14 protein-coding genes are annotated in these 12,101 nt (G+C 46.9%); 9 read left to right on the top strand and 5 right to left on the bottom strand.

Annotation, left to right across the window (positions count from 1 at the left end):
- Positions 1-279 precede the first annotated feature (279 nt).
- Complete coding sequence (locus QUB70_RS01510) at positions 280-1,371, bottom strand: bifunctional heptose 7-phosphate kinase/heptose 1-phosphate adenyltransferase (protein ID WP_332977968.1); 1,092 nt, start codon at positions 1,369-1,371, stop codon at positions 280-282.
- Between the two features lie 132 nt (positions 1,372-1,503).
- Between QUB70_RS01510 and QUB70_RS01505 the strand changes: the two genes are divergently transcribed.
- Positions 1,504-1,641 carry a hypothetical protein gene (locus QUB70_RS01505; RefSeq protein ID WP_332977967.1) on the top strand — a complete coding sequence of 46 codons (138 nt, stop codon included), beginning with the start codon at positions 1,504-1,506 and terminating at the stop codon, positions 1,639-1,641.
- A 37-nt stretch (positions 1,642-1,678) separates the two neighbouring features.
- On the opposite strand, the gene QUB70_RS01500 is transcribed toward QUB70_RS01505, so the two are convergent.
- Positions 1,679-2,233 carry a response regulator gene (locus QUB70_RS01500; RefSeq protein ID WP_332977966.1) on the bottom strand — a complete coding sequence of 185 codons (555 nt, stop codon included), beginning with the start codon at positions 2,231-2,233 and terminating at the stop codon, positions 1,679-1,681.
- Positions 2,234-2,428: 195 nt separating this feature from the next.
- Here QUB70_RS01500 and lipA point away from each other — a divergent pair, with 195 nt between their 5' ends.
- Positions 2,429-3,385 carry a lipoyl synthase gene (lipA, locus tag QUB70_RS01495; RefSeq protein WP_332977965.1) on the top strand — a complete coding sequence of 319 codons (957 nt, stop codon included), beginning with the start codon at positions 2,429-2,431 and terminating at the stop codon, positions 3,383-3,385.
- Positions 3,386-3,510: 125 nt separating this feature from the next.
- Positions 3,511-3,657, top strand: coding sequence for a photosystem I protein PsaX (locus tag QUB70_RS01490; RefSeq protein WP_332977964.1), 147 nt, complete (start codon positions 3,511-3,513; stop codon positions 3,655-3,657).
- Positions 3,658-3,943: 286 nt separating this feature from the next.
- On the opposite strand, the gene QUB70_RS01485 is transcribed toward QUB70_RS01490, so the two are convergent.
- Complete coding sequence (locus tag QUB70_RS01485; protein ID WP_332977963.1) at positions 3,944-4,309, bottom strand: hypothetical protein; 366 nt, start codon at positions 4,307-4,309, stop codon at positions 3,944-3,946.
- A 78-nt stretch (positions 4,310-4,387) separates the two neighbouring features.
- On the opposite strand from QUB70_RS01485, the gene QUB70_RS01480 reads away from it, so the two are divergent.
- Positions 4,388-4,993, top strand: a complete 606-nt coding sequence (locus QUB70_RS01480) for a DJ-1/PfpI family protein (RefSeq protein WP_332977962.1) — start codon at positions 4,388-4,390, stop codon at positions 4,991-4,993.
- A gap of 140 nt (positions 4,994-5,133) precedes the next feature.
- Here QUB70_RS01480 and QUB70_RS01475 read toward each other — a convergent pair whose 3' ends face one another.
- Entirely contained in the window at positions 5,134-6,024 is an 891-nt protein-coding gene (locus QUB70_RS01475) for a carbohydrate ABC transporter permease (protein WP_332977961.1), read from the bottom strand.
- A gap of 59 nt (positions 6,025-6,083) precedes the next feature.
- Between QUB70_RS01475 and QUB70_RS01470 the strand changes: the two genes are divergently transcribed.
- The 3 genes from QUB70_RS01470 (at position 6,084) to QUB70_RS01460 (ending at position 8,591) form a co-directional block, all read left to right on the top strand.
- A complete protein-coding gene (locus QUB70_RS01470; protein ID WP_332977960.1) occupies positions 6,084-6,668 on the top strand; it encodes a GNAT family N-acetyltransferase in 585 nt (194 codons plus the stop codon).
- A 149-nt stretch (positions 6,669-6,817) separates the two neighbouring features.
- On the top strand, positions 6,818-7,489 hold the full coding sequence (gene purN, locus QUB70_RS01465; RefSeq protein ID WP_332977959.1) for a phosphoribosylglycinamide formyltransferase: 672 nt from the start codon (positions 6,818-6,820) through the stop codon (positions 7,487-7,489).
- Positions 7,482-8,591, top strand: a complete 1,110-nt coding sequence (locus tag QUB70_RS01460; RefSeq protein WP_332977958.1) for a class I SAM-dependent methyltransferase — start codon at positions 7,482-7,484, stop codon at positions 8,589-8,591. The genes purN and QUB70_RS01460 overlap by 8 nt, the downstream gene beginning before the upstream one ends.
- Positions 8,592-8,700: 109 nt before the next feature.
- Here the strand turns inward: QUB70_RS01460 and rlmN are convergent, their stop codons facing one another.
- Complete coding sequence (rlmN, locus tag QUB70_RS01455; protein WP_332977957.1) at positions 8,701-9,816, bottom strand: 23S rRNA (adenine(2503)-C(2))-methyltransferase RlmN; 1,116 nt, start codon at positions 9,814-9,816, stop codon at positions 8,701-8,703.
- Positions 9,817-10,238: 422 nt separating this feature from the next.
- Here rlmN and lgt point away from each other — a divergent pair, with 422 nt between their 5' ends.
- Both lgt and cobM read left to right on the top strand, forming a co-directional pair.
- A complete protein-coding gene (lgt, locus tag QUB70_RS01450; protein WP_332977956.1) occupies positions 10,239-11,132 on the top strand; it encodes a prolipoprotein diacylglyceryl transferase in 894 nt (297 codons plus the stop codon).
- 120 nt (positions 11,133-11,252) lie between these two features.
- The gene (gene cobM / locus QUB70_RS01445; protein ID WP_332977955.1) at positions 11,253-12,089 is read left to right on the top strand and encodes a precorrin-4 C(11)-methyltransferase; all 837 of its coding nucleotides are present in this window, start codon (positions 11,253-11,255) and stop codon (positions 12,087-12,089) included.
- The last annotated feature ends 12 nt before the right edge of the window (positions 12,090-12,101 follow it).

Below are 12,101 nucleotides of genomic sequence, written 5' to 3'. Positions count from 1 at the left end.
ATCTCCGATGTTCCATCAAAAATCTCACCGCGACGCACCCTACAAAATGACCTAGCGACGCACCACATAATATTAAGGTGCGTCGCCTTCACAAATCTCCGATGTTCCATCAAAAATCTCACCGCGACGCACCCTACAAAATGACCTAGCGACGCACCACATAATATTAAGGTGCGTCGCCTTCACAAATCTCCGATGTTCCATCAAAAATCTCACCGCGACGCACCCTACAAAATGCGATCGCACTGTGGAGTCAATCGAAAATCGAAAATCGATTAACTACTCATAAACCATCGTTTTCAAAGCTGCTTTCATTTCTTCTGCTGTCGTCGTTGCCGTACCGAATTGACGCACGACAATGCTAGCCGCCAAATTTCCCAAAACTGCCGCTTCCCAACCGGATGCACCGACGCATAAAGCTAAAGTCATTGCTGCTACGACTGTATCTCCAGCACCGGTTACGTCGAAGACATCAGTCTTGTTAAAAGGGGGAATGTCCCAGCTTTGAATGGCAAATTCCCCCTTTTCACAAATGGATGTGGGAGGGGGTGAATTTTTAATTTCTTCGCCGTTCGCTCTTTCAAACAAAGTCATCCCTTCTTCGCCGCGAGTAATCAGGATTTTTTGAGCTTGAGTTAAGTTCAACAAATCGCGTCCTGCTTGCATTAAAGTTTCAGGCTTTTTGATAGCATAGCCGACTGCTTGCTCGGCTTCTGGCAAGTTCGGAGTAAATAACATGGCTCCAGAATATCGCTGCAAATTTGTTTGAGCGTCTACAATTGTTTTGCCGGGAACCACTGCCGATTCGATCGCCAAACGAGTCAAAACTCCGTCGCCGTAGTCGGAACAAACCACGGCATCGACAGTCGGGATTTGCTGCCGGATGTAGTCTGCCAGTTGCAACTGCAAGTCTAAATCCGGCAACTCGTCCGATTTGCGATCGACTCGGACAATTTGCTGAGTCACCGACTGCCGCGCGTGCCCGGAAATTCGAGTTTTCGTGACTGTTGGACGCTGCGAATCGATTAAAATCCCAGCCGTATCAATTCCCGCCGCCTCAAAAATACCGCACAAAGCCTTTCCCTGGTCGTCTTTTCCCACCAAACCAGCAACTTTTACTTTGCCTCCCAGTTTGGCTAAATTGTAGACAGCATTTGCGCCACCTCCGGGTAGTTGCTGAGTATTTTCGTAGCGCAAAATCAACACAGGTGCTTCGCGGGAAATTCGCTCTACTTGTCCGGTAAGAAACTCGTCCAAGGTCAAATCTCCGATCGCTAATACCTGTGCTCGATCGAAGCAGTCTAATCTTTTCAATAATTGCTCAGTTGAGGCACGCAGTTGAGGCAAAAAATCGGAATAGTCGTTAGTCATTAACCAAAAAAATGAGACTGAGGAGTTGATTGTTGAGGAGGGAACGAGCGGGAATTAAAAATCATACTATAAATTAATAATTAATTTCCTCCCTTATTTGATTTTTAACTTTTAATTGATTGTCTCACTGGGATGAGTGAGAAACCAGTTGCAGACTGTTTGTGGGCGATCGCACTCGCTCAACCAATTTTGCCAAAAATTGCGGATACCAGCGAACCCATCGATCCAAAGCGAGAAAATTTCACGGTGTGGAAGTTTCCTCCTACATAAGTGCCTTCTACATAAGTGCCTTCAAAAGACAGCAAAATTATTTCAATTTCTGCTTGATGATCGTAATCACCTGAGTCATTTGTTTCTTGAGTGCATCAATTTCCGCTTGCATTTTCGCCATTTTCTCAGTCATCGCCTGAATGTCGCCGGCCCCCGCTCCGGAGCTGGGTGCAGCAGCGGCGGCGGCTGGGGCTTCCGGTACTGGTTTCTTTTTGGCCAGTACCATCGCCGATTTGATCGCCTCGGTTAGCTGCTTCTTCTCAAAGGGTTTGGCGATGAATGCAAAAAAATGCTTCTCAAAGGGTTTCGGAATTTTCTCCATCACCTCTTCTTCGCGGCCCGACATGATCACCAAAGGTATTTTGGAAAGCTCGGGATGGGCTTGCACTTTTTGATACACTTCCCAACCGCTGACTTTGGGCAGTAGGAAATCTAACATAATTAGATTCGGTCGGGCTTGACGGATCAGTTTGAGTCCCTCTTCGCCGTCTTTTGCTTCTAGAACTTCAAAGTTACCTTGAGGCAACATCTCTCGGACTCGGACGCGGATGACTTTACTGTCATCGATTACCAAGATTTTTTGACCAGCCACGACTGACTCCTTCAGTAATGAGTGATGATTCGCAACCTTTAGTATATCCCTAACAGAATTCTACCCAGAATTCTAGGCGATTTTAGTTTTGCTGCACCGGAGGCGCGATTCTGATTTCGGGTGAGACTGCTACAAGTTCAGCAACTTTGATTTCGGATACGATCGAATATATTAACTCGATCGCCACTTAATTATATGTCGCCCCAAACTCCTCAAACTCCTACAGTCAAAGCAGTTGCCGCCCAAATGCGGGGTGAAATCGAGGCGATGCCGGAGTGGTTGCGCCGCCCCATCGGCAAAGCTAGCGAACTTTCCGAAGTGCAAAAAATTATCAAACAGCGGCAAATTCACACGATTTGCGAGGAGGGCAGATGTCCCAACCGGGGCGAGTGCTACGCCCAAAAAACGGCGACTTTTTTGTTGATGGGGCCGACTTGCACCCGCGCTTGTGCTTTTTGTCAAGTAGATAAAGGTCATTCTCCGATGCCCCTCGACCCGGAGGAACCGCAAAAGGTGGCGGAAGCAGTCAGTCTTTTGGGTTTGCGCTATGCGGTGCTGACTTCGGTGGCGAGGGACGACTTGCCGGATGGGGGTGCGGGTTGGTTTGCCAGGACGATCGCCCAAATCCGCCTTTTGAACCCGGATACTGAAGTTGAGGTACTGACGCCGGATTTTTGGGGGGGAACGGGGAGGAGTTCTGAGGGGGAGAATTCCGGGCTCGATGAGTTGCAGCGAGAGCGGATTCGCACGGTGGTGGAGGCTAAACCGGCTTGTTACAACCACAATATTGAGACGGTGCGCCGGTTGCAAGGGCCGGTGCGCCGGGGGGCCAAGTACGATCGCTCGATCGGCGTTCTGCGTATTGTCAAGCAATTTGACCCAACTATTCCCACAAAATCGGGTTTGATGTTGGGGCACGGGGAAACCGAAACCGAGATTGTCGAAGCGATGGCCGATTTGCGGGATGCCAAGTGCGATCGGCTCACCCTCGGTCAATACATGAGACCATCTCTAGAACACCTCCCAGTGCGTAAATACTGGACGCCAGCCGAATTTGACCGTTTCGGATCGATCGCCCGGGAGATGGGGTTTGAGCGCGTGCGATCGGGGCCTCTCGTCCGCAGTTCCTACCACGCCGGAGCGAGCGATTGAAATTCATCTGAATTCAACTCGGTATAAACTCCTAGTTACAAAAAATAACACTAAAGGATTGTGCAAATATGCGACGCTCTCTGCTATTTGTGAATACAGTGACTTATGAATTAGGAGCTTGAATTATGGCAGAGATAGCAAAGAACCAATTAAAATCCGACTCCGTGATGAAAACGGGCAAATTCCCTTACCCCTTTCGCGCGGCCTGGTTTTTGGGGCTGTTAGCGATCAATTTTCTGGTTGCAGCCTATTATTTCCATATCATTGAATAGTTCTGCAAGTTGACTTTTAGCAGACGCTGCTTTTGGGTGGCTCAAAGTCGGAGACGGGGAGAGTGGGGGAGGGGGAGAGTGGGAGAGTGGGAGAGTGGGAGAGCGGGAAAGGGGGAGAGTGGGAAAGGGGGAGACTTTTTCCTTTTTACTACTGCGCTTTTCCTTCTGACTATTTCCCTCGTCATTCTTCCCTCGTCATTCTTCCTCATAATTCTTCCTCGTCCTTCTTGCGTCTTCCCTCTTCCTTCTTCCCTCTTCCTTCTTCCCTCTTCCTTCTGACCAATAACTAGCGATTTCTCGACGCTTCTAGCTTTGACAACCGCTCTTGAATTTTGATCACATCTTGCTTAGTTTCAATTGCCAAAGTTGCTAAATTGTCAAACATCGGGTCTCCCGACAGCATTCTAGCATTTGTGCGACCAGAACCCGGACGGTTCGGAGACTGAGGCCGCGTCACTCCAGAACCTTGATTTTGCAAACTGTAGATTTGTCCCCTGAGTTCGGAAATTTGACTTTCTAATTGAGTAATGCGAAACTCTAATTGAGTCGTCGATTGAGCGGGCGTAAAAATTGGCGAAACAGCAATTGCTAAGGCGCAAGCCAGACACAAAAGACAGATTTTTATGGCGCGATGGCGAATATTTTTCGGCATAGTTTTAATAATTTAAATTATACCGCTTCTACGATAACAAATCGTCGAGATTTTTGACCTCTATCAAAAGTAGATATTATGCCAACTAGGAACGTAGCTATTTTAATGTTCGATGATGTCGAGGTACTAGACTTTGCAGGCCCTTTTGAAGTGTTTTCGGTGACATCAGAATTAAATTCAGAATTAAATAACGATTCACGACCTTTTGCAGTCTCTACCGTAGCCGAACATCCCGGTGCTATCAGCGCCCGCAACGGTTTGAGCGTAAATCCCGACTGCACCATTTCCGATTGTCCCCCACCGGATATTTTAATTGTACCTGGGGGAAAAGGCACGAGAAAGTTAATCGATAATTCAGCAGTTATCAACTGGATAAAAGATTGTTCGCAAACAGCAGAATTAGTGCTTTCTGTCTGTACGGGTTCGCTGCTTTTGGCAAAAGCTGGCTTGTTGGAAGGATTGGCAGCAACTACACACCATCGGGCGTTAGATTTGTTGAGAGAATTAGCTCCCAACACAACTATTATCGAAAATCAGCGCTTTGTCGATAACGGCAAAATCATCACTTCTGGGGGAATTGCTGCGGGAATTGATATGTCTTTGCACGTTGTCGGCAAGCTTTTGGGCACAGCACAAGCCGAACAAACAGCAGAGCACATGGAGTATAAAATTGGGAATTGGTAATTGGGCATTGGGCATTGGGCATGGTTAATTGTATAATTTGCGCGATCGTAGGGGCTGGTTTTACCAACTATCTATGACTAAAACAAACAATCTCGTAAACCCGCCCCGCCCATACACAAAGGATGCTACCGGACATGAGATTAAGAATCTTCGCCCCAAACTCGAAGCTGAACATAAACTAATATCAAAGCTACAGCCATCAGAAAAGTTGCAGCAGCGGCTGCATAGCCAAAATCAAATTGCGAAAAAGCTTGATCGTAAATATAATAAACTAGCAAATTAGTAGAGTTCAAAGGGCCGCCGCCGGTGATGACGTAAACTTGCTCGAAACTCCGCAGAGTAAAAATAGCTGTAGTGACGGTAGCAAATACTAAAGTCGGCCGCAAACCGGGTAAAGTGATGTACAAAAATTGCTGCCAAGCATTAGCTCCATCCAATTGGGCAGCTTCGTAACGATTTACCGGAATTGCTTGCAATCCTGCTAAAAATACTACCATATTAAAGCCTAATTGTTTCCAAACACTGAGCAGAATTATCACTGGCATTGCCCAAATTGTGCTGCTAAGCCACGGAATTGGATTTATGCCGATCGCCATTAGCGCATTATTCACCGGGCCATCGGTTTGAAACAACCACCGCCAACCCAAGCCAACTGCAACTAAAGAGGTAATCGAAGGGATAAAATAAGCGGTGCGGAGAACTCCGCGCCAAGCAAACGAGCGATTTAACAAAACTGCTAAGCCCAATGGAATCACTAAACTGGGAATGACTGTCGCAGTAGTAAAATAGAGCGTGTTTTGGAGAACTTGCCAAAAATCCGGGTTTGTGACTAGGCGCCAGTAGTTGTTCAAGCCAACCAAACGCACTCCCGACTGGGTAAAGCTGCCGCTGGTAAAGCTGAGGTAAAATAAATAGGCGATCGGCCAAATCAAAAAAGTACCCAGAAACAGCAAAGCCGGGGCCAGAAAAGTCCAAGCTGCGATCGTATCATTGTCCAACCAGTTAAAACGCCCAAATTTAATCGGAACCATTGGCTTGTAAATTTTAGCTTTTAGTTTTAAATGGTATCATAATCTAGGTCAATGTCACAATGAATCTTCTCGATATATTAGCCAACTTACCCACTATAGAAACAGAAAGACTGCTGCTCAGAAAAATCACTTTAAACGATGCCAGCGATATGTTTGAATATGCCTCAAACCCCGAAGTATCAGAATACACAATGTGGTCAACTCACACCTCGATCGAAGACACTAGATACTTTCTCAGATCAATTACTAAAATGTACAAAAGACGAGAGCTTGTAGATTGGGGAATCGTCCACAAAGCAGAGAAAAAATTTATCGGCACTTGCGGATTTGTAGAATGGAGCATGACGCACAGCCGCGCGGAAATTGGCTACGCACTTTCTCGGAGATATTGGGGCGAAGGATACATGAGCGAGGCTGTCAATGCAATTATTGAATTCGGCTTTCGGGAGATGCTGCTGAATCGAATTGTGGCTCGATGTGAGGTTAACAATATTGCTTCGGCGAGGGTGATGGAAAAAGTGGGGATGCAATTGGAAGGGATCTTGCGACAGCAGATATTTGTGAAAGGCAAATATTGGGATCTCAAAATTTATTCGATTCTCAGGGAAGAGTTTTTTGAGAATATTGTTGTAGAATCTAAGTGAATATTTTTGATAGCATTTAAGTGGCTCCACCTAATTAAAGGTAAAATACGGATCGCTAAAAAGCTTTCTCTGTATGTCTTCTTGCTGATGACTGATGACTGATGACCAATGACTAATGACTGATGACCAATGACTAATGACTTCTACTTATGACCGCTAATCCAGTATCTGTTAATTCCAATGCCTGCCTGATTTCTCCTGAGATTGGTCAAAGTTCAATCGCTCCGGCCCATCCTCCATTAAAATTAGGAGTTTTAGCATCAGGAAGCGGCAGCAACTTCGAGGTAATTGCCCAAGCCATCCAAAACCAACAACTCAACGCTCAAATCCCAGTATTAATTTACAACAACCCCGAAGCCAAAGCCGCAGCCAGAGCAGAAAAATACGGGATTTCCTCGATTTTGCTCAATCACCGCGACTGCAAAAGCCGCGAAGAATTAGATACAAAAATTGTCAAAACTTTTCAAGAATATGATGTAGAATGGGTAGTAATGGCGGGTTGGATGCGGATCGTTACCAAAGTTTTGCTCGATGCTTTTCCCGATCGCGTTATTAATATTCACCCCAGCTTACTGCCGAGTTTCCCAGGAATTCGCGCCGTCGAGCAAGCACTAGCCGCTAAGGTTAAAATCACCGGATGTACGGTGCATATCGCCCGTTTAGAAGTAGACAGCGGGCCGATTTTAATGCAGGCTGCCGTGCCAGTATTACCTGATGATACCGCAGAAACGCTGCACGCGAGAATTCAGGTGCAAGAGCACAAGATTATGCTCGGTGCGATCGCACTTATTGCCGAATCCCATCAAAAATATTGTGACTAAAAACCTCACCAGTGCCGCATCTGTCCCCGAATTACCAGTCAGCGAATCACCCGAAACAGGCCCGCCGCTGACAGACTCCAATCGCCTGAAATTAATTCTCAAAGAAAGGCTCAAAAAGAGCATCGGCATCAAGGGAGAATTCTATCTGCCTTGCTTGCCATCGATGCTAGACGACTATCTTAAATTACTCTCAGACTTCTTAAACATTCTCGGACAAAACATCGACGCTGCCCAAGCCGAAAACTTGCGAACATTAATCGCCAACGCCTTAGCCGAAGGATTCAAAAATTCCCCCCACGCTAATCTAATAGTCTCCTATTTTCCCGCCAATTCCCAAACCGGTTTAGCCGGTGGCATTACTCTGAATACCAAGATTCAAGTCGAATCGATGGCCCAGAAATATCATAGCTGGCCGGATATTCGCCCCGAACCTTTATTCGGCAGCCATCCCGATGCCAAAGTTATCGCCACTGCCGCTGAATTAGGCGAACCGGGCAAAGCACCTATTTTAGATGTCGGTGCGGGCCCAGGGCGCAATAGTCTGCCTTTAGCAAGGTTAGGCCATTCCGTAGATGCGATCGAGCTAACGCCCATATTTGCCGAAAAACTATCATCCGCAGCCATCGCCGAAAACTTATCGATAAATGTCACCCAAGGCGATGTTTTAGATCCATTATTGAGGATGAAAACTTATCGGTACAAATTAGCCATTGCTACCGAAGTTCTCTCCCACTTCCGCTACCCCGAACAAATTCGTCTTTTCCTCGGCAAAATGTCAGATGCTGTTTTAAGCGGCGGCTTTATACTATTCAGCACTTTCTTAGCTGTCGATGGGTACGAACCCGATGAGATGGCCAAACAAATGTCTGAATTGTGTTGGTCTTATCTGATTACTAGACAAGAATTGCAAGCAGCAATCGAGGGTTTGCCGTTAGAAATTATTTCTGATGAATCGGTGATTGAATACGAACAAAAACATTTGCCTGACTCTGCGTGGCCGCCGACACCTTGGTTTGTCAGTTGGGCCAGCGGGCGCGATTTATTTCCCGTGCAACAAACACCGCCGTTGGAGTTGCGGTGGATACTTGTTAAACGCTTGTAGCTAAAGTAATAAGTTGTTGTGCCTTTAAATTGCACATTTGGGGCGGGCTAGAAGCCCACCCCACAAGAGTTTGATTATTTCTTTAGATAATTGTTTTGCCGAAAACAATCTAATTCTCAACCTCGGATGCCCGCAATTGTCCGCAGGCAGCATCTGCTTCTAAGCCGCGAGAATACCGCACGCTAACTGCAATTTTCTTTTCCTTCAAAGCCGATACAAAACTGTTAATTCGATTGGGAGTCGGTCGCTGATATTCAGCTTCCTGAATCGGATTGTAGGGAATTAAATTGACATGACACTGAAAACCGCGCAGGTGAGTTGCTAACTCGGCTGCGTGTTCCGGCAAGTCATTTACATTTGCTAAAAGCACGTATTCAAAGCTTAATCTGCGGCCGGTCGATCGCACATATTCCCGACATTCTGCGATTAACTCACCCAAAGGATAAGGGCGGGCGCTGGGAATCAACTCTTCGCGCAATCTTTGATTGGAAGCGTGGAGGCTGACGGCGAGGGTAACTTGCAGTTGATGTTCGGCTAGTTGGCTGATGCGATTGCGAATTCCAACTGTGGAAATGGTGATGTTTCGCTGTCCAATTCCTACGTCTTGATTCAAACACTTGACAGCAGCTACAACATTATCGAAATTCAGCAGCGGTTCGCCCATGCCCATAAATACGATGTGGCTGACTCGGCGGCCGAAATCTTGCTGTACAGTCAAGACTTGATCGACGATTTCGTTTACTTCTAAATTGCGCTTGAAACCGCCTTTCCCCGTAGCGCAAAAGTCGCATCCCATCGCGCAGCCAACTTGGGCTGAGACGCACACAGTCAGCCGTTTTTCGGTGGGAATGCCGACGGTTTCAATAATTTGACCGTCTGCTAATTTTAGGAGATACTTTACTGTGGCATCCGGTGCGACCGATCGATAGTGAATAGTCGATCGCCCGATCGGAATTTTAGCAACAGTCTCGCGCCACTGTTTCGAGAATACAGAAATGTCAGAGATCGATCGCGCACCTTTCTCATAAATCCACTGGTACAACTGCTTTCCCCGATAAGCCGGTTGTCCCTGCTGCTGCACCCACTCCGTTAACTCAGCTAAACTCGCCCCCAGCAAGGGCGGAATTTTACCAGACTCAACAGCCAAAGCAGCAGTCTTGCGAGACTGATTCGCACCCTTGGAATTACCAGAAGAGTACACCTGAGAAACGGAAGTAGGAGACATAGGTCATCAGAAAATTTAAAGCCACCTTCTATATTAAAACTTCTCGACCAAAGCGGCCGTTAATCCTCCTCAAGAAGACCGGGCGGTTGAAACCGCGTCTATACAGACAAAACCCACCTCCGTGGGTTGAAGACCGGGCGGTTAAAATTGGGTTATTTTCTTCAGTCCGCGGAGGCGGACTTCGTTTGTGTAGACGCGGTTTCAACCGCCGTCTTCGTTCGTGTAGACGCGGTTTCAACCGCCGTCTTCGTTCGTGTAGACGCGGTTTCAACCGTACGTCCTATCTGTCCGCAACAAAGTTAATTTTTGGCAAAATTCCCCAAATATTGCGTGTAAATGACCGCAGCCACCTAAAATAAACTCTGTGTTTGTAAAAGGGTATGCAAATTTGACAGCTTTTCATCACAATTAATGCAACTTTTATGGTGCTAAATATTCTTGCGCTGCCCTTGGGGTTTCAATTTACATCGCCGGGCCCAATTATCTTTCAACTCGGCCCCGTAGCAATTCGCTGGTACGGGCTGTTAATAGCTTCTGCCGTCTTGATTGGGGTCAGTCTGTCCCAATACTTGGCCCAAAAACGCCGCGTCAACCCCGAATTGTTGGGTGATTTGGCAATTTGGCTGGTTCTGGGCGCTATTCCCTGCGCTCGAATTTACTACGTGGCTTTCGAGTGGCCGCAATACGCCCAGAGGCCTGAAGATATTATTGCAATTTGGAAAGGCGGAATTGCTATTCACGGCGCGATTTTGGGGGGAATAATCGCAGCTTTAATTTTTGCAAAAATCCAGCGAGTTTCTTTTTGGCAATTGGCAGATTTAATCGCGCCTTCGGCAATTCTCGGTCAGGCGATGGGACGCTGGGGAAATTTCTTTAACTCGGAAGCTTTTGGCAGTCCTACGGATTTGCCTTGGAAACTCTATATTCCCCCAAACAGCCGCCCGCCCGCCTACGCTAATTTTGAATACTTCCACCCCACATTTCTCTACGAATCCCTGTGGAATTTGACAGTATTTGGGTTGCTTCTGACTTTGTTTTTCCGCGATTTGCAGGGCAAAATTCGCTTAAAAACTGGTGCTTTATTTTTGGTTTATATCGCAGCTTACAGTTCCGGTAGAGTCTGGATTGAAGGGTTGCGAACTGATAGTTTGATGTTCGGGCCGCTGCGGACGGCGCAAATGGTAAGCTTGACTGGGATTGTTTTAGGGTTGGGCGGGTTAGCTTGGCTTTATTTGCTCGATCGACCTTTGCCCGATGTTGTCTCCCCCAATAGCGATCGGGCAAAGATCGCTCCGAAATTGCCAGAGGATCAATAAAAAACCCCAGAGAGGTTAGTCTCTAGGGTTCAAAACCAGGGTGCATCTACCATCCCTTACTTCCAACCAAAATAGGTTCATCCGGAAGCGCCCGTAAATTTAGAAAATTTTTTAGCAGCCATGAGTTTGACAGAGATTGAAGCCCTAATTCCAGGGGTATACATTGTAGGTGCAGGCCCGGGAGACCCGGATTTGTTGACCGTTAAGGCTCAAAAATTACTGGCTGCTGCTGATGTTATATTATTTGCTGATTCGCTAGTTCCAGAGCAAATTTTGCAGGGGGTACGCGCGGATGCTGAAGTTATCCAAACTGCCGATAAGACCCTCGAAGAGATTGTACCTTTGATGGTGGAACGAGTGCGCGGCGGAAAAAGCGTCGTCCGCCTCCATTCCGGCGATCCCTGTCTCTACGGGGCCGTCGGCGAACAAATGCAAGCTTTGGCCTTTGAGGGAATTGCTTTTGAGGTAATTCCGGGAATTAGCGCTTTCCAACTTGCGGCAGCTAAACTTAAAATTGAGTTGACAGTTCCCGGAGTTGTGCAGACAATTATTTTGACGCGGATTAGCGGCAGAACCGAAGTACCGGAACGCGAAGAATTGGCGAGTTTAGCGACTCATCAAGCAAGTTTGTGCCTGTATTTGAGCGCCCGCCATGTCGAACAAGCTCAAGCTAAATTGATGGAACATTACCCATCGGATTTGCCTGTAGCGATTTGTTATCGGTTGGGCTGGCCCGATGAAAAAATTGTGCTAGTTCCCCTTGACAAAATGGCAGTTGCTACCCGCGAAAATAATTTGATCAGAACGACAATGTATGTTATTAGTCCGGCGTTGGGAAAATCAGCAGAAGGACGATCGCGCTTGTACCATCCAGAGCACGATCGGCTGTTCCGACCCTCGAAGGAAGAAGGAAGAAGGAAGAAGGAAGAAGGAAGAGGGAAGAAGGAGCAATTATGAAATAACCAATTA

The organism is Microcoleus sp. A003_D6, assembly GCF_036702825.1.
Lineage (GTDB): Bacteria > Cyanobacteriota > Cyanobacteriia > Cyanobacteriales > Microcoleaceae > Microcoleus.
Note: the sequence above shows the minus strand (reverse complement) of the source record. Positions and strands in the feature narration are given on the sequence as shown.